Origin of the sequence: Streptomyces sp. Ncost-T10-10d, assembly GCF_900091955.1 — a bacterium.
Lineage (GTDB): Bacteria > Actinomycetota > Actinomycetes > Streptomycetales > Streptomycetaceae > Streptomyces.
Genome location: NZ_FMDF01000214.1, coordinates 26298 through 50947 on the forward strand (window position 1 = coordinate 26298; position 24650 = coordinate 50947).

Sequence of the window (24650 nt, forward strand, 5' to 3'; positions counted from 1 at the left end):
CCCCGACATTCGTCGCATTTCGATCACTTACTCTGCGTACGCACCGCCCGCGCGTCCTGGTCAGCCGCGCCTCCGGCGCCCACGAGTCCCTTGCTCACGCCCTCCAGCCGCGCCCCGAACCGCCGCATCTCGCGCTGTCCGACGACACCGATCACCGAGGGCAGGTAGCCCCGCACGGACTGCATCCCGCGCAGCCACCACTGCGCGTACACATGCGCCGACCTCCGCTCGATACCGGCCACGATCCGGTCGACCGCCGGACCCAGCGGATATGTACGGTTCGACGGCCAGGGCAGCCGCTGCCGCAGTTCCCGCATCACGTCGTCCCGGTCGGCGCCCCGCACCATGTCCGTGTCGGTCCAGGACAGATAGCCGACCCCGACCTTCACCCCGCGATAGCCGACCTCGGCCCGCAGGCTGTGCGCGAACGCCTCGACCCCCGACTTGGACGCGCAGTACGCGGTCATCATCGGCGCGGGCGTTATCGCGGCGAGCGAGGCGATCTGCAGGAAGTACCCGCGGCTCTCCATGAGGACCGGCAGGAACGCCCGCCCCGTCACCGCACCGCCGATCAGATTGACCTCGATGACCCGGCGCCACGCCTCCGGGTCCGAGTCGACGAACGGACCGCCCGACGCGACTCCGGCGTTGGCGACGACGACGTCGACCTTCCCGAACCGCTCCTTGACCTGCTCGGCGACGCGCGCCATCGCCTCGTGGTCGGTGACGTCCGCGAACCAGTGGTCGCTCTCCGCGTGCAGCCGCTCGGAGACCTTCTTCAGCTCGTCCGGTTCGAGGCCGACCAGCGCGAGCTTGGCTCCGCGCGCCGAGAGCTTGCGCGCCAGCAGTTCACCCACGCCACGCGCAGCGCCCGTGACGACGACGACCTGTCCTTCGAGACTCCGCCTGTCGCTCATGCGACATCCTCCTTCTCGGCCGTACCGTCCACACTGTCCGCGCCGCCCGCCGGGACGTACGCGGTGACGAGCTCCCGGATCTTCGCGGTGACCGCCTCCGGCGCCTCCACCGGTGTCATGTGGCCCATGCCCGCCAGCTCGGTGAGCCCCAGGCAGTCGGGGAGCGCCGCCGCGATGGCACGGGCGTGCGCGAGCGGCGTCAGCCGGTCCTCCGTACCCGCGATGACCGCCGTGGGCACCCACAACTCCCTTACCCCCGCGTCGAGATCGAGATCAGCGAGGACATGCCCCCAGGCGACTCTGGCCGCCCGCGGGCACGCGTGCACGATCCTGGCGCAGATCTCGACCCGTTCGGGTGCCGAACCCGCTCCCATCGTGGCGTACTTGAGTATCCGCCTGGAGACCGGCGTGACCGGCCCGAGCGGGGCACGCGCCCCGAGAATCGCGCGGGTCATCCGGGTACGGACGGCCCCGGCCCGCAACGGCACCACCAGCGACTCGGCGATCAGCCGCGAACTGCCGGTGCTGCACAGCAGTACGGCGGCCGCGTGCTCACGCAGCCCGGCCCGCCGCGAGGCGGCCATCATCGTCATCCCGCCCATGGAGTGCCCGGCGAGCACGGCCCGCTCGCCCGGTTCGAGGGCGGTGGCCAGCACCGCTTCGAGGTCGTCGGCGAGGGCGTTCGTGCTGTACCCGTCGCGGCCGACCGCGGGCGAACGGCCGTGGCCCCGCTGGTCGTAGACGACGACCCGGTGGTCCACCGCAAGGTCCCGGATCTGCGCGGCCCAGAAGTGGGTGTTGCAGGTCCAGCCGTGCGACAGGACCACCGCGGGGGCGCCGTCCTGCCCGTGCACCTCGACATGGATCCGGGCGCCGTCGGCGGAGATCGCGGTCAGCTCGCGCGCGGGGACCGGCGGGGCGTCGTCGCGCCGCAGCAGCCGGCTCATCCCACGATCTCCTCGACGACGGACCGCTCGGGGGCAGCGGTCTGCTTCGGTACCCGGACGACCTCGTACTCCGCGAGGTCGACCGACCGCGTCACCTTGCGGAGTTCGGAAGTGGTGCCCGGCCAGGCCGTCGTATTGCGACCGTTGGCGTCCAGGTACCAACTGGTGCAGCCACCGGTGTTCCACACGGTGCGCTTCATCCGCTCCTGCACGCGGCGGTTCCAGGCCCCGACCGCCGAGGGCCGCGCGTCGAGTGCGACACGGCCGCCCAGCACGTTCAGCTGGCGCAGATAGTCGGCCATGTAGTTCAGCTGGGACTCGATCACGAGGATCATCGAGGAGTTCCCGAGCCCCGTGTTGGGGCCGATGATCGTCATCCAGTTGGGGAAGCCGGTCACGCTCGCACCGCGCAGCGCCTGCATGCCGTCCTTCCAGGATTCTGCAAGCGTGATGCCTTCCGCGCCCACCACCCGGTCGGCGATCGGCATGTCGGTCACATGGAAGCCGGTGCCGAAGATGATCGCGTCGGCCTCGGTCTCCGTACCGTCGGAGGCGACGACCGTGGAGCCGCGGACCTCGGCCAGACCGGAGGCGACCACCTCCACATTGGGCTGGGCGAGCGCCGGGTAGTAGGCGCTGGACAGCAGGATGCGCTTGCAGCCGATGCGGTACGAGGGGGTCAGCTTGGCCCGCAACGCCGGGTCCTTGATGGACCGCGCCATGTTGGACTTGGCTATCGTCTCGACCAGGCGCAGCTCGTTCGGGTGCTTGGTGAAGGCGCTGACCTGCAACTCCCTTATGCTCCAGAGCAGTCCGCGGCGCGCGGTGCCGGTGAAGGGGAGCGTGCGGTGCAGCCAGCGCTCGGCGCCGCTGATCCTGCGGTCCATGCGCGGCATGACCCACGGCGGGGTGCGCTGGAAGAGCGTCAGCTCGGCGGCCTTCGGCTGGATCGAGGGCACGATCTGGATGGCGGAGGCTCCGGTGCCGATCACCGCGACGCGCTTGCCGGTCAGGTCGTAGTCGTGGTCCCAGCGGGCCGAATGGAAGACCTTGCCGGGGAAGCCGTCGAGCCCGGGTATGTCCGGCATCTTCGGGTCGGAGAGCGGGCCGGTCGCGGAGACGACGACATCGGCGGTGAACGTGGCCCCGCCCCCGGTCTCGATGACCCAGTGGAGCTCGTCGCGTTCCCAGCGCATCGTCATCACTTCATGGCCCAGCCTGATGTGCGGGCGCAGCCCGAAGGTGTCCGCGACATGCTCCAGGTAGGCGCGGATGTGTTCCTGTCCGGAAAAGGTGCGCGGCCACTCGGGGTTGGGGGCGAACGAGAACGAGTAGAGGTGGGACGGTACGTCGCAGGCGCAGCCCGGATAGCTGTTGTCGCGCCAGGTGCCGCCGACGGAGTCGGCCCGTTCCAGGACGACGAAGTCCGTGATGCCTTCGCGGCGCAGCCGGACCGCGGCCCCGAGGCCCCCGAATCCGGATCCGATCACCGCCACTCGTACGTGCTCGTGCTGGGCCATGCTGCCGCCTCCCGCGGTACGTCACACGACTCTGCCAGCAATCACTGGCATTGTTGGGAGAGTAGAGCAGCTTCGTACCGATGGGTAGGGGTGCGACGAGGGAAAGTTACCGGCGGTAGAACATAGGGTGCGGGTGTGGCTGAAGGACGCGAGCACCGCGAATACCGGATGGAGGAGCTGGCCAAGGAGGCCGGTATCCCCGTGCGGACCGTGCGCTTCTACCGGGAGCGCGGCCTGATCTCACCACCCCGCCGCGAGGGGCGCATCGCCTGGTACGACGACCACCACCTGGCCAGGCTGCGCACCATCGCGGGGCTGCTGGAGCGCGGCCACACCCTCACCGGCATCGCCGATCTCGCCCGCACCTTCGAGAGTGGCCGCGATGTCGCCGAGGTGCTGGGCCTGGGCGAACCGACCGAGGAAACCCCGGTCCACCTCACCCCCGAACAGCTCGCGGACCACTTCGAGGGCGAGGTCACCCCGGAGAACCTGGCCGCCGCCCTCGACCTGGGCTATCTGGCCACCGATGGCGACGAGATCGTCCACATCAGCCGACGCCTCCTGGAGGTGTCGGCCGAGCTGGTACGGGAAGGGGTGCCGCTCGCCACGGTGCTCTCGGCCGCCCGCCGGGTCCGCGAGCACGCGGACGCTCTCGCCGAACTCTTCGTGGGCGCCCTCGAAGCCCACAGCGACGTCATGGAACCGCCCCAACTGCGCCCACTGGCCCGCGCGGTGGTGGACGCCGAGCTCTCCATGGCCCTGGACCGCCGGCTGCGCCACGACAGCACCGACCGCCCGCCGCGGAGACCCGTCTCCTGACAGGACGGGCCAAGGACCCACTGAACATGCCTGCCAGAGGGCCCCTGATCAGCGTGCCCCCGCACGCCCTACAGGTCGAAGACCACCGTCACCGGCGCATGGTCGCTCCACCGCTCGCCGTGCGTCGCGGCCCGCTCGACCCAGCCCTTCACCGCACGCCCGGCCAGCCCCGGCGTCGCCACCTGGTAGTCGATCCGCCAGCCCGTGTCGTTGTCGAAGGCCCGCCCGCGGTAGGACCACCACGAGTACGGCCCCTCCTCCTCCGGATGCAGCGCCCGTATGACATCGACGTACTCGGCCTCGTCGAAGACCCGGGTCAGCCACTCCCGCTCCTCGGGGAGAAAGCCGGAGTTCTTCTTGTTGCCCTTCCAGTTCTTCAGGTCGGCCTCCTGGTGGGCGATGTTCCAGTCACCGCACACCACGACCTCACGACCGCCGGCCGCCGCCCGCTCCCTGAGGCCCTTCAGATACGGGAGGAACGCGGCCATGAACCGCTCCTTCTCGTCCTGCTTCTCCGTGCCGACCTCACCCGAGGGCAGATACAGGCTCGCGACCGTGACACCGGGAAGGTCGACCTCGATGTAGCGGCCGCTCGCATCGAACTCCTCGCTCCCGGCGGCCCCGAAGCCGCCGAACCCGATCTGCACGCGCTCGGGCGCCCGCCGCGTATAGAGGGAGACACCGGCCCGCCCCTTGGCGGCGGCCGGTGCGTGCACGGTGTGCCAGCCCTCGGGGTCGCGCACCTCGTCGGGCAGTTGCTGCGGCTCGGCCCGCACCTCCTGCAGGCAGATCACATCGGCTTCGGTCCGGGCCAGCCACTCGACGAAGCCCTTCTTGGCGGCGGCACGGAGCCCATTCACATTGACGCTGGTCACAGTGAGCATTCCGGCACGATACCGACACCTGGACAACGCATACCTGTACCATAATTCGCATGAATATCCATCCCCGGCCCTTCGATCACGCCGATGCCGTCAAACTCAACGACCAGGTGCAGCTCGAGTACGCCGAGCGATACGGCGACGAGGGCGATGTCACACCGCTCGACGCGTCGATGTTCGAACCGCCGAACGGTCTGTATCTCCTCGCCTACGATGCGCAGGACCGCCCGGTCGCCACCGGCGGCTGGCGCTCCCAGGAGCAGAACGACGAGGGCTACTCCGACGGCGACGCCGAGATCAAGCGGATGTTCGTGATACCCGAGGGCCGCGGCAACGGGCTGGCGCGCCGCATCCTGGCCGCCCTGGAAGCCGACGCGCGGGCGGCGGGCCGTAGTCGCATGGTGCTGGAGACCGGGGACAAGCAGCCCGAGGCGATCGCGCTGTACACATCGAGCGGTTACACCCCGTGCGAGAAGTTCGGCCACTACCGCACGTACGAGAGCAGCATCTGCTTCGCGAAGCCGCTGCTGTAGTCCGCAGGTGACGGCCGCGGGCGGGCCTCAGGCCTCGGCCGCGTACTGCCAGAACTCCCGCATCACCGCGGGCGGGGTCGGTCCGGCCATTTCCAGCTGAGTGAGCAGAACGGTGACCGTGCCGGTGGACGGGGTGAGGTGCGCCGCCGTTCCGGTACCGCCCACCCAGCCGTAGCGTCCCGGCACGTTCCAGGGGTCGATGGCCTCGACATCGACCGAGCCGCCGAAGCCCCAGCCCTGCCCCTCCAGGAACAGCGTGCTGTCGTCACGCTGCGCCTGCGTCAGATGGTCGGTGGTCATCTGCCGCACCGACTCGGCCGACAGCAGCCGGCGCCCGTCGGCACTGCCCTCGGCGAGCAGCATCCGGGCGAAGGAGTACCAGTCGTCCGCGGTCGAGACCAGCCCGCCGGCACCGGACGGAAACACGGGCACGCTGCTCCACTGCCCGTCGGGCGCGTCGACCAGTTGGAGACCGCCGGCCTCCGGGTCGGTCCGGTAGTAGCTGGTGAACCGGTCGAGCTTCTCGGCCGGTACCGCGAACCCGGTGTCGGCCATGCCCAGCGGCGCGAACAGTCGCTCGGCCAGGAACTCGGGCAACGGCCGGCCCGAGACCCTGGCGGTCAGCACCCCCAGGATGTCGGAGCAGGTGTTGTACAGCCAGGCCTCGCCCGGCTGATGCAGCAGCGGAATGCGGGACAGGGTGGCCATCCACGCATCCGGCGCCTCGATGAGCCGGGGCTGCGGCGGTCCTTGTTTCAGCTCGCTGAACAGCAGTCCGACCACCGGCAGCGAGAAGTCGGACGGGAATCCGCACCCGGCCCGGAAGGTGAGCAGATCGGCCACCGTGATCGCCCTGGCAGCCGGGACCACGTCGTCGACCGGGGAGGCCGGGGTGCGGACCACCTTCGGTGCCGCCAGTTCCGGCAGCCACTGCCCGACCGCGTCGTCCAGCGCGATCCGGCCGTCCTCGACCAGCATCATGACGGCCGCGGCGATGACGGGCTTGGTGAGGGATGCGATGCGGAAGATCGAGTCCCTGGCCATCGGGGTCGTGCCGTCCGCATCGGCGGAGCCGACCGCCGTCACCTCGACCCGGCGGCCACGGGCGACCAGGCCCACGGCTCCCGGCGCCGCCCCGCCGCCGACATGCTTCGCCAGGAGGTCGTGCAGATTGCTCATCGGTCCACCCTCTCGCCATTGCGCTCAGGAGCAGGACTGCCGCACCGCCCCGGACCCATCGGTCCCGGACGTCACTCCCTCCGGCTCAGCGCACCCGCCCGACACCCGCGTAGAAGCCGCTGCGTTCCCGCGTCGGCGCGGGCTCCTCCTGGTACCACTCCGTGGCGAACACCAGCCCGGGCTCGACGAGGTCCAGGCCGTCGAAGAAGGGCTCGACCTCGCTTCGGGTACGCATCCGCAGCGGGATCGCCCCCTTCCTGTACGCGGTCTCGGTCTCCTGCCGGAGCTCGGGATGCTGGTCGGCCGTGCCGTGCGAAAGCACCAGGAAGCTGCCCGCGGGCAGGGCGTCGACCAGGGTGCGGGTGATGCCGTACGGGTCCTGGTCGTCGGGCAGGAAGTGCATCAGGGCGATCAGCGACAGCGCGATGGGCCTGCGGAAATCCAGCAGCTCACGGGCGTGTTCGAGGATCACCTCGGGCCGCCGCACATCCGCGTGGAGGTAGTCGGTGGCACCCTGTGGGCTGCTGATCAGCAACGCTTCCGCGTGACGCAGGACTATCGGGTCGTTGTCCGCGTAGACGATCCGGGCGGTCGGCATGACGGCCTGGACGACCTGGTGCAGATTGGGCGCCGTGGGGATGCCGGTGCCGATGTCGAGGAACTGGTCGATCCCGCCCAGGGCCAGCCAGGCGGAGGCCCGGTGCATGAAGGCCCGGTTCCGCGCCGCGTTGCCCCGCGCCTCCTCGGGCAGCGTCTCCCCCACCTGTTGGTCGACCGGATAGTTGTCCTTGCCGCCCAGCAGCCAGTCGTAGACGCGCGCGGGGTGGGGCTTGCTGGTGTCGATCTGGGGCTTGGGCATTCCGGCCGTCACAGGACACTCCTCCGTACGGGGAAATCACGAGCAGCTGAGAACCCGCCCACCATGGAAGAACCCCGGCAGGACCCACGCAACGGGCGAGCAGTGCCAGCGTAGTTGGCCCTGTCCGCACCGTCCTGCCCCGGGCTCCGGGGAACTGCCGGCGAACGCTCCGCGGCCTCGCACGGCGGGCCCGCCCTCACATGTCGTCGAGCAGTGGCGCGGCGCCGCGGCCGTCGTCGGGCAGCATCACCAGACGTACGGCCATCTGGCGTGCGCCCGGCGGGTGTTCACCGGGCCCGCTCGCGTACTTGTGCAGCAGCGCCTGGTACTCCTCGGTGAACGCGGCGACCTGTTCCTTCGTCATCCGCAGCCCGGCGCGGTAGATCTGGTTCCAGCCCTCCGAGGCGTCGTACCCGGCGTACGCCCGCACGACCAGACTCAGGTCATGAGTCATCTTGAGCGCGCCGATCTTCACGGCGGCCTCGCGTTCGTCCGCCGTCATCTCCAGGCCGGGCGGCGTGAAGATGTTCGTCATGAGCGACTTCCACCAGCGCTCCCGCCCGGTGGAACGCTCCTCGATCTCCGCGATCAGCTTGAGGTCGGCGAGCTTGCGCAGGTGATAGCTGGTGGTACCGGTGGACTCGCCGAGGGCTTTGGCGACGCTGGTGGAGTTCGCTTCGCCGTGTTCGCCGAGATAACTCAGGATGTCGCGGCGCACCGGGTTGGACAGCGCCTTGTAGAAGGCCTTGAGGTCCGGGCCGGTGAGCACTCTCGTCTCGGGACGCTCGACCATGGCCGCCAGCATACTGCAGAGATGTTCTGCAATCATTGCAGAGAATGTTTGCAGAACATCTCTGCAATCGCTATTTTGGTCCGGAAGGCGCCACCGGGCGCCGGGAATCGCGGGGGCGCAGATGCACAGAGACCTGACAGGAAGGCTGTCGCCGGCAGCCGGGGCGACAGCTTTCCGGCCAACGGCCGGCGCGCCCCGGGCGGCCGCCCGTGTCTGACTCACTGGACGCCCGGCTGCGGGACGAGATCGACGACCAGGTCGCGGAGGCGTTCGATGCCTACCTGTCCGACCGGCTGACGGAACCAGGATTGCTGCGCGAGTCCCTGACCGCGGGGCGCGGCGCCCGGGTGGTGCTGGGCACGGTTGCACTCGGCGCCCTCGCAACGGCACTCGCACCGCCCGGCGTTGCCGCCATCTGCTGGATCTGGGGCGCGATCGCGGTGATCGATGTCACCTGGCTGTGGGCAGCTCGCCGTCACTGACGGCCCGTGAGGCCCCTTCCTCTCATGGGCCCGTCGCGGAGGGCGGGCCCGGAACGACAAGATCCCGCCTGATCTTTCGATCGGACGGGATCTTGTGTCTGCGGTGGACCTGTGGGGATTTGAACCCCAGACCCCCTCGATGCGAACGAGGTGCGCTACCAGACTGCGCCACAGGCCCTTGCAACGAGTGAAACTTTAGCACCCCCGCGGGGGTGCTTGGAAATCCGGTCCGTGCTGGTCAGCCGAGTCGGTGTCGCAGCGGGGCCCGAAGGGGCTCACTCATTGGCGGCACGGGGGCGTTCCCCGTCCTCGTACTGGTCGAAGAGCGGGGTCCGGCCACGGTCGCGGGTGCGGCGGGACTGGCTGGTGCGCTGGCGCGGCGCCGGGTCGACAGGGGGCGCCACGGGGTGCGAGGTACCCGTCTGGGTGGGCTCGGCGGTGCTGGAGCGGGCCGCGCTCCAGGTCTCCGGGTTGCCGACCTCGATGCCGCCCGTGGCGCGCGGGGCGACGGGCGCGGTGACGTACGTCGGCAGGGGAACCGGGACCGGCTCCCAGCTGTCGCCCTGGACCCGGCCGCGTTCACGCTGCTGGTCGACCCATTCCGCGTGGTCCGTCTGCTCGACCAGGGCGCGGCGGCCGGCCTCCTGCGGGGAGACCGCCGGTGCGGGCTCGGGCTCGGGGCGGCGCCCTTCGGGCTCCTCGTCGGCCTCGGCGGGGGCCGCCGCGGCCGGCTGGTGCCTGCGGGGACGGTTCTCGCGCAGATGCTGCGCCGCCACTTCGGCCCGGCGCCGGTCCATGGTGAAGGCGAACCGGTGTCGCTCCTGGGCGCGCAGATGCACGATGTACGTGCTCAGCAGCACCGCCGGAACCGCGGGTGCCCAGAGAAAGCCGAGGCCGCCGACCGCCGCGACTACCGCGCCGAGGGTGAAGGCGAGGAAGAGGACGACGGTGGTACGCCGACGGCGCGCGAGGACCTGGAGTCGCTGGGCACGCCGGACGCGCTCGGCGTCCGTCCCGCCGGTGCGCGGGCGCGCGCGCCGCGCGGCACCGGGTCCGGGGCGTTCCCGGTCCAGGCGCGCCGGGTCGTACACCCGGGCTTCGGTATGCGCCGGAGGCGCGGCGAAGGCCCGGACGTCCACGGAATCCATTCGGTCCGTGACGACGTCCGGGTCGGCGTCGGGCCCCGCCTCCTCGGTGATGCGCTCCTGCAGCTCCTTGGCATACCGGCGCTCCATGGCCGCCCGTCCGGACAGCAGCCGGATGGCGGTGCTGAAGCGTTCCGTCGGACGGGCTTCATTGAGCTCGTCCTGCCTGCGGAGCCACATCGGCACCAAGTAGGCGGCCCAGGCCCCGACGATGACTGCGTAGATGAGGCCGCTGCTGCTCACGTCTCACACCGTAGAGGGGTTTGCACGGGGGCATCCGCCAATTGGCACGGTGTGTCGCACGATCCGGCTGATATCAAGGACTTTTTTTGTGATTGTTCAGATCAGCAGTGGGTGTTTGCGCGTCCGTTTGCGGTCACATGCCGATCAATATCGAACACTTATTTTATTTCCCGAGGCGTTCCGGGTCGTGCCTGGTGCCAGCGCCGGAGCAGCCCGTCAGGTACTTCCTCCGCGGTGAGCGCGTAGATCAGATGGTCCCGCCAGGCGCCGTCGATGTGGAGATAGCGCGGACGCAGACCTTCCTCACGGAATCCCAGTTTCTCGACGACCCTTCTGCTGGGCCCGTTCTCCGGCCGAATGCACACCTCGACGCGGTGCAGTCCGACCCTGCGGAAGCAGTGGTCGACGGCGAGGGCGACCGCGGTCGGCATCACACCACGGCCCGCCACGTCCTGGTCGACCCAGTAGCCGATGTGACCCGAACACATCGAGCCCCAGGTGATCCCGGCGACCGTCAGCTGACCGACCAGACGGCCCTCGTACTCGATGGCGAAGGGCAGCATCCGGCCGGCGGCGGCCTCGGAGCGCAGATGACGGACCATCTGGCGATAGGTGGGGCGCTGGGCCACCGGGCCGCCCGGGGCGGGCGGCGGCACGGTCGCCTCCCAGGGGCGCAGCCAGTCACGGTTGCGCCGGTTGACCTCGCGCCACATGCGCTGGTCGCGCATCTTCACCGGACGGAGGGTGATCTCGCCGTCGTTGAGGACCACCGGCCAGGTCGGGACGTTCAGCTCGGGCTCCCGGGTCGGGGGTGATCGCCGCCGCGAAGCTGGTCGACGGCGTGCACCAGAAGACGTGCGAGGACGGCGAGGCCGTCGCGCACCCCGCCGGTGGAGCCCGGCAGGTTCACGATGAGTGTGCGACCGGCGACGCCCGCGAGGCCACGGGAGAGCGCGGCGGTGGGCACCTTGTCGCGGCCCTCGGCGCGGATCGCCTCGGGGATGCCGGGGATCTCGTGGTCGAGGACGCGACGGGTGGCGTCGGGGGTGCGGTCGGTGGGCGAGATGCCCGTACCGCCGGTCGTGACGATGACGTCGTACCCGGCGGCCACCCCGTCGCGAAGCGCCTGTTCGACCGGGTCGCCGTCGGGCACGACCCGGGGGCCGTCGACCGCGAACCCGAGCTGCGTGAGCGCCTCGGAGATCAGGGGGCCGCCCTTGTCCGCGTAGATCCCGGCGGAGGCCCGATTGGATGCGGTGACGACGAGGGCGGCGTACGGCGCGGTCAGTGCGCCGCCGAGCGGAGGCTCGGCCTGCCGGGCGTCACCGGACTGCCCGGTTCCGGACGCCGCGTTCCGGTCCGGCCCGCCGGAGGCCACCGCGTCGGGCGCGGTCATGCGTCCGCTCCGTCCGGCGTGGTGCGCCGGTACTCGCCGGACTTGCCGCCCGACTTCGACTCGACCCGTACGTCCGTGATGACTGCCGCCTTGTCGACCGCCTTGATCATGTCGATCACGGTGAGCGCGGCGACCGAGACGGCGGTCAGGGCCTCCATCTCGACGCCGGTGCGGTCGGTGGTCTTCACCGTGGCGGTGATCTCCACCGCGTCGTCGGCGACGCTCAGGCCGACCTCGACGCCGGAGACGGCGAGCGGGTGGCAGAGCGGGATCAGTTCGGGGGTGCGTTTGGCGCCCATGATTCCGGCGATGCGGGCGGTGGCGAGGGCGTCACCCTTGGGGACTCCTTCGCCGCGGAGCAGCTCGACGACGCGCGGCGAGACGAGGACCCGGCCGCTCGCGCGGGCCACCCGCGCGGTGACGTCCTTCTCCGAGACGTCGACCATACGGGCCGCGCCCGCCTCGTCGATGTGCGTCAGCCTGTTCTGCGTACTCAACTAACTCCGCCTCGCGGTAGGGCGCCGGTTGCCCGCTCGGCCCGCACCGGGGTGCGGGCCCGGGGCCCGGGGGTGTCCCCGGGAAGGCACAGCGGCAGATACCGTACCGCCACCGCCCGGGGATCAACGGAGCAGGATCACCTCGGTGTCCGTGCCGGGCTCGGCGGAGGTGACGTCCTCGGGCAGCACGATCAGCGCATCCGCCTGGGCGAGAGCGGCGATCAGATGCGATCCGGCGCCGCCGACGGGGGTGACGGTGCCGGCCTCCGCGTCGTACGTACCGCGCAGGAACTGGCGCTTACCGGACGGCGAGGTGAGTGCCTTGTCGGTGTTCAGCTTGGCCCTGGCGGTGGGGCGGTTCACGTCCGGAAGTCCCATCAGGGCGCGGATTGCGGGGCGTACGAACAGCTCGAAGGAGACGTACGACGAGACGGGGTTGCCCGGGAGCGCCAGCAGCGGCGTGTGTTCGGGGCCGATCGAGCCGAAGCCCTGCGGCTTGCCGGGCTGCATGGCCAGCTTGCGGAAGTCGATGCCGCTGCCGGGCTCGTCCTCGTCGCCCACCGACGACAGGGCTTCCTTGACGACGTCGTACGCGCCGACGCTGACGCCGCCGGTGGTGACGACGATGTCGGCGCGGATCAGCTGGTCCTCGATCGTGGCGCGGAGCGTGTCGGCGTCGTCGGTGACGGCACCGACCCGGTAGGCGATCGCCCCGGCGTCCTGGGCGGCGGCCGTGAGCGCGAAGCTGTTCGAGTCGTAGATCCGGCCACCGGTCAGCTCCTCGCCGGGCTGCACCAGTTCGCTGCCGGTCGAGATGACGACGACGCGCGGCCGGGGCCGTACCTTCACCGTCGAGCGGCCGATCGCGGCGAGCAGCCCGATCTGCGGCGGGCCGATCACCGATCCGGCGCGCAGGGCCAGATCGCCCGGCTTGACGTCGCTGCCGCGGGCCCTGACATGGGCGCGGGCCTCGACGGGGCGGTGCACGCGGACCTCGCCGCCCGCGCCTTCGGGTGCGGCGCGGTGGGCGCGCATGGTGTCGGCGGGGCCGCCGCCCGTCCCGCCGTCGGTCCACTCGACCGGGATCACGGCCTCGGCACCGGCCGGCAGCGGGGCGCCGGTCATGATGCGGGCGGCCTCGCCCGGGCCGACGCTCCGGTCGCCGGGCAGCCCGTCGCTTCCCGCCGCGACGTCACCGATGACGGTGAGCACCGCGGGGAACTCCTCGTCGGCGCCCTGGACATCGGCCACACGGACCGCGTACCCGTCCATCGAGCTGTTGTCGAAGGGCGGCAGCGCGATCTGCACGATGACGTCCTCGACGAGGACGCAGCCCTGTGCGTCGTGCAGTTGCAGCTCGATGGGTTCGAGCGGTCGCACTGCGCCGAGAATGTCTTCCAGGTGCTCGTCCACCGACCAGATCGTGCTGCTCAAAGTGCTACATCTCCTCGGTGACGTAACTGCGGAGCCAGGTCCGGAAGTCCGGGCCCAGGTCTTCACGTTCGCACGCGAGTCTGACAATGGCACGGAGGTAATCGCCCCGGTCACCGGTGTCATAGCGGCGCCCCTTGAAGACGACGCCGTGCACGGGGCCGCCGATCTTCTCGTCCTCGGCGAGGAGTTGAAGGGCATCGGTGAGCTGGATCTCGCCGCCGCGGCCCGGCTCGGTCTTACGCAGTATGTCGAAGACGGCCGGGTCCAGGACATAGCGGCCGATGACGGCGAGGTTGCTGGGCGCCTCGGCCGTGTCGGGCTTCTCGACCAGGCCGGTGACGCGCACCACATCGCCCTGGGCGGTGGACTCGACGGCCGCGCAGCCGTACATGTGGATCTGCTCCGGCGCGACCTCCATCAGCGCGATGACATTGCCGCCCTCGCGCTCCTGGATGTCGACCATGCGGGCCAGCAGCGGGTCGCGCGGGTCGATCAGGTCGTCGCCGAGGAGGACCGCGAACGGCTGGTCGCCGACGTGCGGTGCGGCGCACAGCACGGCGTGGCCGAGGCCGCGCGGGTCGCCCTGCCGGACGTAGTGCATGGTGGCCAGGTCACTCGACTCCTGGACCTTCTGGAGCCGTTCGGCATCTCCCTTGCGGGTGAGCGCGGACTCCAGCTCGTAATTGCGGTCGAAGTGGTCCTCAAGGGGGCGCTTGTTGCGGCCGGTGATCATCAGGACGTCGGAGAGGCCGGCGGCCACCGCTTCCTCGACGACGTACTGGATCGCAGGCTTGTCGACGACAGGCAGCATCTCCTTGGGAGTGGCTTTGGTGGCCGGCAGGAAGCGGGTACCGAGGCCTGCGGCCGGGATGACAGCCTTGCTGATCCTGGGGTGCGACTGAGTCATGCGCAGAACCATAACCGGAGCGCATGGGCGGAAGATGAGACTCCGGTTAACTTTGTACGCCTATATGTACATACAAGCCATTCAAAGGTGCCCATTGAACACCGACATGTCCCAAAAGGCGCTTCTCAGGCGTGAACTGCTGGCCGCACGACGCCTTCTGCCCAGGGAAGACGTGGAAAACGCCGCGACGGTTCTGACCCGGGGCGCATTGAGTCTTCCGGAGCTCTCCGGGGCGCGCACCGTCGCCGCATACGTCTCGGTGGGGAGCGAGCCGGGCACCCGCGCCCTGCTGGACGCGCTGCGCGAGCGGGGCGTACGGGTGCTGCTGCCGGTGCTCCTCGCGGACAACGATCTGGACTGGGCGCCGTACGAGGGAGCCGATCGTCTGGTCCGGGCCGGCCGTGGGCTCCTGGAGCCGGACGGGGAGCACCTCGGTCCCGACGCGGTCCTGGACGCCGACGCGGTCCTGCTGCCGGGGCTCGCGGTGGACGCGCGCGGCATGCGGCTCGGTCGCGGCGGCGGCAGTTACGACCGGGTGCTGGCCCGGCTCGCCGCGGCGGGAGCGCATCCGGCGCTGGTCGTCCTGCTGTACGACAACGAGGTGGTCGCGCAGGTCCCTGAGGAACCGCACGACCACCCCGTCGACGTGGTGGTGACGCCTGCCGTGATCCGCCGGATGGGCCCTACGGTTTGAGGGTCAGGGTGTCGGTCGTCGACTTGGCGACGGCGTTCGTCCCGAAGGACCAGCCGAGCAGTTCACCGTTGACCCATTTGTCGGTCTGATCGGTGTAGTGCGCGCTGAACGCGTGCCCGGAAGCGCCGGTGAGGTTGATCCAGCGGGACTTGTCCCAGTCCTCCAGGTTGACGACCATCCGCATGGACGGCACCCAGACGACCTCGTAGCCGCCCGCCGCGTTCCAGCCGGTGGCGTTCACCGCGGCCTCGCCGCCGCCGAGGTCCCACGGACCGCGGTTGAGGATCCGCTGGAGCAGACCGGGACCCTCGGTGCCGAGGGTCTGGTTCTTCAGGGTCAGCTGGTGCAGCCGGCCCCAGCTCCAGGTGGTGATGTCCTTGCCGAGCTTGGCGGTCAGCTCCCAGCGGGCGTCCTCCATGGCGCGGGCGAAGAGTTCGTCCCGGTTCTCGGTCGCCTCGTCCCGTCCGCTCGCCCGCGACTTCCACCAGTCGCTGTTCTGGTCGTCCATCAGGTCGGCGACGACCTGGTACCAGCGGTCACCGCCGTCCGGCTGTGCCGTGTCCGCGTCGCGCCGGCCGCACTCGCGCACCAGCTTGCCCTGCTCGTCGACCGGGCCCGAGCTGTCGGCTCGGGGCACATTGAGGCACTCGCCCTCGACCCGCAGCTCCTTGGGCAGCTTGTCGCCGAAGGCCAGCTTGAGGATGTTGCGCCAGACCGCGTTGAAGTACGCGGCCGCGGCCGAGTCGGGCTCCTGGGTGTAGTCCCAGCCCTCCAGGAGCTTCTGTGCCTCGCGGACGCTCTTGTCCGAGACATTGATCTTCATCAGCTCGGGCACCAGCAGCGCGGCGATCTCGCTGGTGTTGTCCATCTGCATCTTCTGCATGTCTTCGGTCGAGATCTTCCCGCCGCCCTTGATCTTCGACTCGATGAGGTCGCTGATCCGCTGGCTGCGGGTGCCGTAGCCCCAGTCCTTGGTGAGCAGGTGGGAGTACTTCTCCTCGTCGATGACGGCCTGGTTGGCGGTGACGATGTAGCCGCGCTTCGGGTCGTACTCGTAGGGCAGCTCGTCGAACGGGACCGGGTCCTTCTTCCAGCCGTAGGCCGAGGACCAGCCGGGGCTGGGCATCGTGCCGTCGCCCTGGAGGCGGACCGGGATCTTTCCAGGCGCCTGGTAGCCGATGTGGCCCTTGGTGTCGGCGTAGATCAGGTTCTGCGAGGGAACCTCGAAGTGCTCGGCCGCCTTGCGGAAGGACGGGAAGTCCTTGGCCCGGTTGAGCTCGAAGACCGCGTCCATGGACTTGCCGGGTTCCAGCGCGGTCCACTTCAGGGCGACCGCGTAGCCGTCGGCCCGGTCCGGAGCCGCGTTGGCGACGGGGGCCTTCTGGCCGACCTTCTCCAGCTCGCTGCTGCGGTCGGAGACCAGCGGACCGTTGTTGGTCTCGCGGATGGTGATCTCCCGGCTCTTGCCGCCCGCGACCTTGATGGTCTCCTTGCGGACGGTGAACGGCTTGACCTTGCCGTCGTAGAGATAGCCGTCGGTGGAGACCTTCTCCAGGAAGAGGTCGGTGACGTCCGCGCCGAGGTTGGTGAAGCCCCAGGCGATGTCCTGGTTGTGGCCGATTATCACGCCGGGCATGCCGGAGAAGGTGTAGCCGGCGGTGTCGTACCGGCACTTCGCCGTGATCTCCCGGCAGTGCAGCCCCATCTGGTACCAGAGCGAGGGCAGCTGCGGCGCCAGGTGCGGGTCGTTGGCGAGCAGCGGCTTGCCGGTCGTCGTGTAGTCGCCGGAGACCACCCAGGAGTTGGACCCGATGCCGCTGCCGTTCGGGCCGAGCAGCGCCGGAATCTGGTCGAGCGTGTCGGAGAGCGAGGAGAGCTGGGTGTTCACGCCCTCGGTGGCGCCCTGCACGGTGTCCGAGCCGAGGCCGGACGACGACGGCGTCGCGTCCGGGTCGAACTTCCCGGTGACCGAGGAGATCGCACCCCCGTCGACGATCGGCTTGTGCTTCTTGTACGGGTAGGGCGGGTAGAGGTCCTCGATCTGCTTCGCGTCGAGCCTGCTGGTCATCAGCGAGCGGTCGATCTCGTCCTGCATGTTGCCGCGCAGGTCCCAGGCCATGGCCTTGAGCCAGGCGACCGAGTCGACCGGGGTCCACTCGGCCGGCTTGTAGTCGTTGGTGAGACCGAGGGCGGCGTACTCGACGGAGATGTCCTTGCCGTCGCGCCCCTTGAGGTAGGCGTTCACGCCGTCCGCGTACGCCTGGAGGTTCTTCTTGGTGTCCGCGGACAGGACGTTGTCGTACTCCTCCTGCGCGACCTTGCGCCAGCCGAGCGTGCGCAGGAAGGAGTCCGTCTCGACCTGTCCGGAGCCGAACATCTCGGAGAGCCTGCCCGCCGTCATGTGGCGGCGGACGTCCATCTCCCAGAAGCGGTCCTGCGCCTGCACGAAGCCCTGGGCGCGGAAGAGATCGGCATCGGAGTCCGCGTACAGCTGCGGGATTCCGTAGCTGTCGCGCTTGACGTCGACGTTGCCGTCGAGGCCGTCGAGCTTGATGGAACCGGTCGTCTGCGGGTACGAGGCCCGCACGGTGGATACGGACCAGAACGCGCCGTAACCGATACCCGCGACAAGCGCCAGCACCAGAACGATCACGATCAGGCGGGCACGTCGCCCCTTCTTCCTGCCGGTCTTCCCACCGGCGGAACCGGTGGTGCCGGAAGAGGCGGTTGTGTTGGCGGGCATCGCTGTCCTTCGAGGGGCAGGTGGTCCTGGGAGTGCAGGAGCAACCATAGGCGCAGCGCCCCGGCGGCTCTGACGCGGCATCGGCATCGTTCGCATTGCGCAGCGATCGTACGAATGCTCGACCGCGTCAAGAAAACGTTAAAGATTAGGTAAGGTAACGAAGTACCGGCCACCATCGGCCGATGCCGAGGGTCGAATTCGGCAGGCGTACGCAGGGAAGGAACGGCCACTGACTGTCCACACGCTCAACGAACTCCTGCTCGTCTGCTCACTCGTCCTGCTCGTCGCCGTGGCGGCGGTGCGCGTCTCCTCCCGCAGCGGGCTCCCCAGCCTGCTCCTGTACCTCGGCATCGGGGTCGTCATGGGGCAGGACGGCATCTTCGACGTCAAGTTCAACAATGCGGAACTGACTCAGGTGATCGGCTATGCCGCACTGGTCGTGATCCTCGCCGAGGGTGGCCTGGGCACGAAGTGGAAAGAGATCAAGCCCGCGCTGCCGGCCGCCGCGATGCTCTCGACCGTCGGCGTCGCGGTGAGCGTCGGCGTCACCGCGGCCGGGGCGCACTACCTGGTCGGCCTGGACTGGCGGCAGGCGCTGATCATCGGCGCGGTCGTCTCGTCGACGGACGCCGCCGCGGTCTTCTCCGTGCTGCGCAAGGTGCCGCTCCCCGCCCGGGTCACCGGTGTGCTGGAGGCCGAGTCCGGCTTCAACGACGCCCCCGTCGTGATCCTGGTGGTGGCCTTCTCGACCAGGGGACCGGTGGAGCACTGGTACGTACTGCTCGGTGAGATAGCCCTGGAGCTCGCGATCGGTGCGGCCGTCGGTCTCGCCGTCGGCTGGCTCGGCTCCTTCGGACTGCGTCATGTGGCGCTGCCCGCGTCCGGTCTGTATCCGATCGCCGTGATGGCGATCGCGGTGTCCGCGTACGCGGCCGGCGCCCTGGCCCACGGCAGTGGCTTCCTCGCCGTCTATCTGGCCGCGATGATCCTCGGCAACGCCAAACTGCCGCACTGGCCCGCCACCCGCGGCTTCGCCGACGGGCTCGGCTGGCTGGCCCAGATCGGCATGTTCGTGCTGCTCGGACTCCTGGTCACCCCGCACGATCTGTACGACGACTTCTGGCCCGCGGTCATCGTGGGACTGGTACTTACCGTGGTGGCACGTCCGCTGGAGGTCTTCATCTCGCTGGTGCCGTACCGGCTGCCCTGGCAGGAGAAGGCCTTCATGTCCTGGGCGGGGCTGCGCGGAGCCGTACCCATCATCCTGGCGACGATTCCGATGGTGTCCGGAATCGAGGGATCCACCCGGGTCTTCAACATCGTCTTCGTGCTCGTCGTCGTCTACACCCTCATCCAGGGGCCGACCCTGCCCTGGGCTGCGAAGGCCCTGAAGATCGCCGACGACCCGGCCGAGGCCGCCGACCTGGGCATCGAGTCGGCGCCGCTGGAGCGGCTGCGCGGCCACCTGCTGTCGGTGGCGATCCCCGGGAGGTCGAAGATGCACGGCGTGGAGGTCGGGGAGCTCCGGCTGCCCGCCGGGGCCGCGGTCACCCTGGTCGTACGGGACGAGAAGAGCTTCGTACCGGCGCCGTCGACCGTGCTGCGGCGCGGCGACGAACTGCTGGTGGTCACCACCGACCCGGTGCGCGACGCGGCGGAGGAACGGCTGCGCGCGGTCGGCGAGGGCGGCAAGCTCGCGGGCTGGCTGGGGACGAGCGGCAGCGGTGGCAAGAGCCTCGCCGGGCCTCATGTGGCCCATGAGGTGGCGCACGCACTGAAGGCCGTGAAGAAGGCGGGGAAGACCGACGGGCCGAAAGCGCGCCACTGACAGGGCCACAGGGGCGGTGTGCTGCCGATCCGAGGCGGGGGTGGGCACCTTGCGCACAATCAGAGGTGTGCAAGGGCGTCCGCCTGTATCATGAAGGAAACCTGATCGGCCTCCGCAGTGGGGCCGGTCAACCCGATCGACCAACCCGAACGACCAACTCTGCCTGATGCAGAGCTGGCGCGACCGTATGGCGGTCGTGGCGTCCTCCGCCTCTGCTGAGCGCCCGGCATCTACCGCAGTTCCGCGCGAAGAGGACAGCTCTCGGCAGCACCCGCACGAGCCCGCACCGACTGTGCCGGCCCGGACCTGCGGGAGCTCGGCCACCAGGCGGCAGAAAGGCATGGACCGTGGCGTCCACGGTCTCCGACCGCCCCGGTTACGGGCAGTTGCTGCGCACCCCCGGTGCGTGGACGTTTCTCCTGCCGGGCTTCGCCGCACGGCAGCCCTTCGCGATGCTGACGATCGGCATCGTGCTACTGGTTCAACACACCACCGGCTCTTACGGCAGCGCGGGCTCCGTCGCCGCCGTGACCGGTGTCTCCATGGCCCTGTTCGCACCGCAGACCGGCAAGCTCGCCGACCGTTTCGGCCAGCGCGCCGTGCTGCTGCCCGGTGTCCTGGTGCACGCGGCGTCCGTATCGGCACTGACGGCGCTGGCGCTGGCGGACGCGCCCCTGTGGGCCCTGTTCGCGGCGGCCGTGCCGACCGGTGCGTCCGTTCCGCAGATCGGGCCGATGGTACGGGCCCGCTGGGCGGCCGTACTGGGCGCGGCACCGGGCTGCAAGGCCTCACCGCTGATGTCCACCGCGGCCGCCTTCGAATCGGTGACGGACGAGTTCACCTTCGTCATCGGCCCGGTGCTCGCCACCGCACTGTGTACGGGAGTGCACCCGGCGGCCGGTCTGATCACGGAGGCCGGGCTGACCCTGGTCGGCGGACTGCTCTTCGCCGCGCAGCGCCGCACGCAGCCCGCGGTGCGCAGCACCGAGTCCGGCACCTCCCAGCGGCATGCGTCCGCCCTGTCCGTACCGGGTGTGCGGGTGCTCGCGGTGGCCTTCCTGGGCATCGGCGCGGTCTTCGGCGGCATGCAGGTCTCGCTGACCGCCTTCGCCGAGGAGATCGGCCGGCCCGGGGCGAACGGTCTGCTGTACGGAGTCTTCGCGGCCGGCAACATGCTGGCCGGGATCGCCTGCGGCGCCATCGCCTGGAAGAGCGGGCCGCGGCGGCGTCTGATCGTCGGGTACGCGGCGCTGACCCTGACCGCGTCCGGACTGTGGGCTGTGCACTCCGTGCCCCTGCTGGCCGGGCTCGGACTGCTGGTCGGACTCTCCATCGCCCCGGCCCTGATCAGCGGCTACACGCTGGTCGAGGCGCTGGTGCCGGGGTCCGCCCGGACCGAGGCGTTCACCTGGCTGACGGGCTCGGTCGCCCTCGGCCAGGCGGCCGCGGTGACGGTCGCCGGGCGGCTCGCCGACGCCCACGGCGCGAGCACCGGTTTTGTGGTGCCGCTGGTGGGGACCGTACTGGCGCTGGTCACCCTGGTGGCACTGCGTTCGAGACTGACACCGGCCCGCGCGACCATCACGGCCGCACGCGGCGCGGTTCACCGTGATCCTGTCGCGGCCGGAGAGTGACGATTCATGCGCTCGCATCAGCGGAATACGTCAGGGTGACTCCTCCGCCACATAATGTGGCAGCTTTTCACTCAGGCCGGCGGCCCTCATGACGGCCAAGCCCTGACCGCTGCCCTCCGGGCAGGTGACAGACATTACTGCAAGCAGCGGCCCGTAGCGGCTACCATGGACGACTGTTAGCACTCATCGAGTGAGAGTGCCAGGAGGAAGACAAGTGCCGACCTATCAGTACCAGTGCACCGAATGTGGCGAGGGCCTCGAGGCGGTGCAGAAGTTCACCGATGACGCCCTGACCGTGTGCCCGAACTGCGAAGGACGCCTGAAGAAGGTGTTCTCGGCGGTCGGCATTGTCTTCAAGGGTTCCGGTTTCTACCGGAACGACAGCCGTGGCTCCTCGTCGAGCAGCACGCCGGCGTCGGCCTCGGCGAAGGCGTCCGGTTCCGCTTCGTCCGATTCGTCGACGGGGTCGGGTTCGGGTTCGGGTTCGGACACGAAGTCGTCCGCTTCCTCCTCGTCCGCCGCGTCTTCTTCGTCGTCCTCGACGAGCGGCACGTCGGCCGCCTGAGCCGAACCGCACTTCCCCGAGGACCCCACCGATCCGTTCGGCGGGGTCCTCGGCGTTTTCCCGCGCCGCTAGTGTGATCGCATGGTGAACGCAGAGATCGGTGTCATCGGCGGCTCGGGCTTGTACTCCTTCCTGGAGGACGTCACGGAGGTGCGTGTGGACACCCCGTACGGACAGCCGAGCGACTCCCTGTTCCTCGGCGAGGTCGGCGGCCGCCGGGTCGCCTTCCTGCCCCGCCACGGACGCGGCCACCATCTGCCGCCGCACCGCATCAACTACCGGGCCAACCTGTGGGCGCTGCGCTCCGTCGGCGTACGTCAGGTGCTCGGCCCGTGCGCGGTGGGCGGCCTGCGTCCGGAGTACGGGCCGGGCACCCTGCTCGTGCCCGACCAGCTGGTGGACCGCACCAAGGCCCGGACGCAGACGTACTACGACGGGGAGATCCGGGCCGATGGCGCGGAGCCGAACGTCCTGCATCTGGGCTTCGCCGATCCGTACTGCCCCGATGGGCGCAGGGCCGCGCTGGCGGCGGCTCGCGCGAAGAGCTGGGAGCCGGTGGACGGCGGGACGCTGGTGGTGGTCGAGGGGCCGCGCTTCTCGACCCGGGCCGAATCGCGCTGGCATGCGGCGATGGGCTGGTCGGTGGTCGGGATGACCGGGCACCCGGAGGCGGTCCTCGCCCGTGAACTGGGCCTCTGCTACACGACGATGACGCTGGTGACGGACCTCGACGCGGGCGCGGAGGCCGGGGAGGGCGTCTCGCACGGGGAGGTGCTGAAGGTGTTCGCGGCCAACGTGGACCGGCTGCGCGCGGTGCTCTTCGATCTGGTGGCCGCGCTGCCTGCGGAGGCGGACCGCGACTGCCCGTGCTCGCATGCGCTGGACGGGCTCGAGACGGGGATCGAGCTTCCTTAGCGGGGTGGGTGCGTGACGGTTGCGGCGTGGGTGGGTGACGGGGTTGTCCACAACGCCGGGGCCGTCCACAGGCCACGGCGGGAAACTCGTGGCTGGTGGATCGTGAGGGGTGTTCGTCCGAAACTCCTCACAGCAGGTGGTGTTGGCCATGTTCCCGTCGTCCCAGTCGTTCCCGTCGTCCCCGTCGTTCCCGTCGTCCCCGTGTGTGCCCTCTGAACGATCCGCTCCGGCCATGGCTCCAGGGCCTCCGGCGTCGACTCCCCCGCCCTGTGGTGTGCCCGCGTTCGAGCCGTTGCGGGTGCGCGGAGGTGGTGGACACCGGCTGCGGCGGGCTCTGTGGCGGCAGCGTCGCGCACTGGCCGCCGGGCTGGCCCTGACGGCTGCCGCGCTGGCCGCGACGGGGCTGGGCGGGAACGGCGCGGGCGGCGATGCGGCGCATGGGGCAGGGGCGGGGGATACGGCCGGATCGGCGCCGGAGCGAGCGCGGCGGCCGGTCCCCTTGGTGTCCGCGCCGGTCCGGATCGCGGATGCGGGGACGGTGCGGCTGTTACGGCCGGGGGACCGCGTCGACGTGATCGCCGCCGAGGGGGCCGGAGCCGATGCCCGGGTGCTGGCGAAGGGCGCGCGGGTGGCAGATGTACCGCAGACCTCGGCCGAGGGCCCCGCGGAGGACGGTGCGCTGATCGTGCTGTCAGTCCCCCGCGGCACGGCCGCATCGCTGGCCGGTGCGAGTATCTCGGCCAGGCTGGCGGTGACCCTGTGCTGATGCGTACTGATGAACCATCAAGTCACCGCACCAAAGGCGCAGATCGGGTGGTTCCATCGCTGACTGCCGTAAGTTGCGGAGGGGTTTGCTCCGCCTACGGCACATGCGGGCTCGGTGCTCAGCGCCACTCTCAGCATTGTGATCACGGCGGCCGTCGTCTACTTCCTGATGGTGCTGCCCATGGTCAAGTACCTTGCCGGGCGGGCGGCCATGCAGGCCGCGAAGGAGTGCGTGCAGGAGACGCTGGAGGTCAGCGAGCTGGAGGTGCTGAAGGAGATCCGCGACGCCCTCGTCGCACAGCGCGGCGGCCCGGGGTGCGGGGCCCTCGGGCAGGTCCCCGGCCGAGGTCACGACCAGTAGCGGGAGGCGCGGCAGGAAGACCGGAAGCAGCGTCGTCGGACCACCACGGAGCGGGGGCTCAGATGTGGTGGGGCGGCTTCTCGTCGAGAAAGCGCGCCAGATCGGCGGCGCTGCCGCCGGCCGGGGCCCGCTCGCCCCACCCTCGGTCCGTATCGTCCGCGGACTGCTGGTCCAGCGGATCGTCGAAGACCAGAGCCGGTTTGGGTTTCGTCTGTTCCGGCTGGGTCGGCTTCGAATCGCGCGGGCCGGGGGCGGGGGCGGTGCTCATATCTCAAGGGTACGACCGTGGTCAGCGATCCTTCGGGTCGAGAGCCCGCGGCCCGAGGACGGCGAGGAACGACAGACAGAGGAAGCCTGCACCCCACCAGGCCGTACCGGTGTTGCCCGCCAGCCACGCGTCGACGATGACGGTCAGGCCCCAGAGCTGTCCGATGACGACGGTCATCGCCAGGACCACACCTTGCCTTTGTGGTCGACGCGCAGGTGATCATCCTGGGTAGGGCGGTGGGGGCCCGACGTCGGCCGCGGTCGCGCGGGCGGTGGCGGACCGGGGCGCGGCGGACCGGGGCCCGGTGGCCCCGGAGGGCGGCGGG

24 protein-coding genes, 1 tRNA gene and 2 pseudogenes are annotated in these 24650 nt (G+C 70.1%); 10 read left to right on the plus strand and 17 right to left on the minus strand.

All coding sequences use genetic code 11. The annotated features are described in order from the left end of the window. Positions 1 to 23: 23 nt before the first annotated feature. From GA0115254_RS36945 to GA0115254_RS36955, 3 genes are read right to left on the minus strand one after another with little or no spacing between them, the layout of a single operon-like run. A complete protein-coding gene (locus tag GA0115254_RS36945) occupies positions 24 to 917 on the minus strand; it encodes an SDR family oxidoreductase (RefSeq protein ID WP_093899628.1) in 894 nt (297 codons plus the stop codon). Beyond that, entirely contained in the window at positions 914 to 1864 is a 951-nt protein-coding gene (locus GA0115254_RS36950) for an alpha/beta fold hydrolase (protein ID WP_093899629.1), read from the minus strand. The genes GA0115254_RS36945 and GA0115254_RS36950 overlap by 4 nt, the downstream gene beginning before the upstream one ends. Beyond that, positions 1861 to 3384, minus strand: a complete 1524-nt coding sequence (locus GA0115254_RS36955; RefSeq protein ID WP_093899630.1) for a flavin-containing monooxygenase — start codon at positions 3382 to 3384, stop codon at positions 1861 to 1863. Before GA0115254_RS36955 ends, GA0115254_RS36950 begins: the two co-directional genes overlap by 4 nt. Positions 3385 to 3552: 168 nt before the next feature. Between GA0115254_RS36955 and GA0115254_RS36960 the strand changes: the two genes are divergently transcribed. Continuing rightward, complete coding sequence (locus tag GA0115254_RS36960) at positions 3553 to 4203, plus strand: MerR family transcriptional regulator (protein ID WP_093899631.1); 651 nt, start codon at positions 3553 to 3555, stop codon at positions 4201 to 4203. A 68-nt stretch (positions 4204 to 4271) separates the two neighbouring features. Here the strand turns inward: GA0115254_RS36960 and GA0115254_RS36965 are convergent, their stop codons facing one another. Further along, positions 4272 to 5087 (minus strand): exodeoxyribonuclease III, encoded by an 816-nt coding sequence (locus GA0115254_RS36965; RefSeq protein WP_093899632.1) that lies wholly within the window; start codon positions 5085 to 5087, stop codon positions 4272 to 4274. A 50-nt stretch (positions 5088 to 5137) separates the two neighbouring features. Between GA0115254_RS36965 and GA0115254_RS36970 the strand changes: the two genes are divergently transcribed. Continuing rightward, a complete protein-coding gene (locus GA0115254_RS36970) occupies positions 5138 to 5617 on the plus strand; it encodes a GNAT family N-acetyltransferase (protein WP_093899633.1) in 480 nt (159 codons plus the stop codon). 27 nt (positions 5618 to 5644) lie between these two features. On the opposite strand, the gene GA0115254_RS36975 is transcribed toward GA0115254_RS36970, so the two are convergent. The 3 genes from GA0115254_RS36975 to GA0115254_RS36985 all read right to left on the minus strand — a co-directional run bounded on the left by GA0115254_RS36975 (position 5645) and on the right by GA0115254_RS36985 (position 8448). After that, on the minus strand, positions 5645 to 6796 hold the full coding sequence (locus GA0115254_RS36975) for a serine hydrolase domain-containing protein (RefSeq protein WP_093899634.1): 1152 nt from the start codon (positions 6794 to 6796) through the stop codon (positions 5645 to 5647). Between the two features lie 85 nt (positions 6797 to 6881). Next, a complete protein-coding gene (locus GA0115254_RS36980) occupies positions 6882 to 7667 on the minus strand; it encodes an SAM-dependent methyltransferase (RefSeq protein WP_093899635.1) in 786 nt (261 codons plus the stop codon). 184 nt (positions 7668 to 7851) lie between these two features. After that, positions 7852 to 8448 (minus strand): winged helix-turn-helix domain-containing protein, encoded by a 597-nt coding sequence (locus tag GA0115254_RS36985; protein ID WP_093899649.1) that lies wholly within the window; start codon positions 8446 to 8448, stop codon positions 7852 to 7854. Between the two features lie 209 nt (positions 8449 to 8657). On the opposite strand from GA0115254_RS36985, the gene GA0115254_RS36990 reads away from it, so the two are divergent. Next, complete coding sequence (locus GA0115254_RS36990) at positions 8658 to 8930, plus strand: hypothetical protein (protein WP_093899636.1); 273 nt, start codon at positions 8658 to 8660, stop codon at positions 8928 to 8930. A 104-nt stretch (positions 8931 to 9034) separates the two neighbouring features. Here GA0115254_RS36990 and GA0115254_RS36995 read toward each other — a convergent pair. The 7 genes from GA0115254_RS36995 to galU form a co-directional block, all read right to left on the minus strand. Then, positions 9035 to 9108, minus strand: a tRNA-Ala gene (locus GA0115254_RS36995). 97 nt (positions 9109 to 9205) lie between these two features. After that, on the minus strand, positions 9206 to 10318 hold the full coding sequence (gene glpR, locus GA0115254_RS37000) for a divisome protein SepX/GlpR (RefSeq protein WP_093899637.1): 1113 nt from the start codon (positions 10316 to 10318) through the stop codon (positions 9206 to 9208). 158 nt (positions 10319 to 10476) lie between these two features. Then, on the minus strand, positions 10477 to 11088 hold the full coding sequence (locus tag GA0115254_RS37005; protein WP_093899638.1) for a GNAT family N-acetyltransferase: 612 nt from the start codon (positions 11086 to 11088) through the stop codon (positions 10477 to 10479). A gap of 17 nt (positions 11089 to 11105) precedes the next feature. Further along, a complete protein-coding gene (locus GA0115254_RS37010; RefSeq protein ID WP_256102968.1) occupies positions 11106 to 11714 on the minus strand; it encodes a MogA/MoaB family molybdenum cofactor biosynthesis protein in 609 nt (202 codons plus the stop codon). Continuing rightward, positions 11711 to 12211 carry a cyclic pyranopterin monophosphate synthase MoaC gene (moaC, locus tag GA0115254_RS37015; RefSeq protein WP_093899639.1) on the minus strand — a complete coding sequence of 167 codons (501 nt, stop codon included), beginning with the start codon at positions 12209 to 12211 and terminating at the stop codon, positions 11711 to 11713. Before moaC ends, GA0115254_RS37010 begins: the two co-directional genes overlap by 4 nt. Before the next feature lie 123 nt (positions 12212 to 12334). Further along, on the minus strand, positions 12335 to 13645 hold the full coding sequence (gene glp / locus GA0115254_RS37020; protein ID WP_093899640.1) for a molybdotransferase-like divisome protein Glp: 1311 nt from the start codon (positions 13643 to 13645) through the stop codon (positions 12335 to 12337). Positions 13646 to 13649: 4 nt separating this feature from the next. After that, the gene (galU, locus tag GA0115254_RS37025) at positions 13650 to 14552 is read right to left on the minus strand and encodes a UTP--glucose-1-phosphate uridylyltransferase GalU (RefSeq protein WP_093899651.1); all 903 of its coding nucleotides are present in this window, start codon (positions 14550 to 14552) and stop codon (positions 13650 to 13652) included. Between the two features lie 106 nt (positions 14553 to 14658). Between galU and GA0115254_RS37030 the strand changes: the two genes are divergently transcribed. Then, positions 14659 to 15246, plus strand: a complete 588-nt coding sequence (locus GA0115254_RS37030; protein ID WP_093899652.1) for a 5-formyltetrahydrofolate cyclo-ligase — start codon at positions 14659 to 14661, stop codon at positions 15244 to 15246. Here the strand turns inward: GA0115254_RS37030 and GA0115254_RS37035 are convergent. Beyond that, complete coding sequence (locus tag GA0115254_RS37035) at positions 15236 to 17989, minus strand: penicillin acylase family protein (protein ID WP_093899641.1); 2754 nt, start codon at positions 17987 to 17989, stop codon at positions 15236 to 15238. The genes GA0115254_RS37030 and GA0115254_RS37035 overlap by 11 nt on opposite strands. Positions 17990 to 18278: 289 nt before the next feature. Here GA0115254_RS37035 and GA0115254_RS37045 point away from each other — a divergent pair, with 289 nt between their 5' ends. The 6 genes and pseudogenes from GA0115254_RS37045 to GA0115254_RS37070 form a co-directional block, all read left to right on the plus strand. Next, on the plus strand, positions 18279 to 19817 hold the full coding sequence (locus tag GA0115254_RS37045) for a potassium/proton antiporter (RefSeq protein WP_256102969.1): 1539 nt from the start codon (positions 18279 to 18281) through the stop codon (positions 19815 to 19817). 347 nt (positions 19818 to 20164) lie between these two features. Next, the gene (locus GA0115254_RS37050; protein WP_093899643.1) at positions 20165 to 21451 is read left to right on the plus strand and encodes an MFS transporter; all 1287 of its coding nucleotides are present in this window, start codon (positions 20165 to 20167) and stop codon (positions 21449 to 21451) included. A 214-nt stretch (positions 21452 to 21665) separates the two neighbouring features. Beyond that, on the plus strand, positions 21666 to 22016 hold the full coding sequence (locus tag GA0115254_RS37055) for an FmdB family zinc ribbon protein (RefSeq protein ID WP_093899644.1): 351 nt from the start codon (positions 21666 to 21668) through the stop codon (positions 22014 to 22016). Between the two features lie 81 nt (positions 22017 to 22097). Beyond that, positions 22098 to 22931: an S-methyl-5'-thioadenosine phosphorylase gene (locus GA0115254_RS37060; RefSeq protein WP_093899645.1), complete on the plus strand. Its 834-nt coding sequence runs from the start codon at positions 22098 to 22100 to the stop codon at positions 22929 to 22931. A gap of 148 nt (positions 22932 to 23079) precedes the next feature. Next, positions 23080 to 23697 carry a hypothetical protein gene (locus tag GA0115254_RS37065; RefSeq protein ID WP_370741005.1) on the plus strand — a complete coding sequence of 206 codons (618 nt, stop codon included), beginning with the start codon at positions 23080 to 23082 and terminating at the stop codon, positions 23695 to 23697. Between the two features lie 108 nt (positions 23698 to 23805). Beyond that, positions 23806 to 24027, plus strand: a pseudogene (locus tag GA0115254_RS37070) (large conductance mechanosensitive channel protein MscL); the annotation flags it as partial. A gap of 88 nt (positions 24028 to 24115) precedes the next feature. On the opposite strand, the gene GA0115254_RS37075 reads toward GA0115254_RS37070, so the two are convergent. Both GA0115254_RS37075 and GA0115254_RS48030 read right to left on the minus strand, forming a co-directional pair. Next, positions 24116 to 24325 carry a hypothetical protein gene (locus GA0115254_RS37075; protein ID WP_093899646.1) on the minus strand — a complete coding sequence of 70 codons (210 nt, stop codon included), beginning with the start codon at positions 24323 to 24325 and terminating at the stop codon, positions 24116 to 24118. Between the two features lie 21 nt (positions 24326 to 24346). Further along, positions 24347 to 24650, minus strand: a pseudogene (locus tag GA0115254_RS48030) (hypothetical protein); the annotation flags it as partial.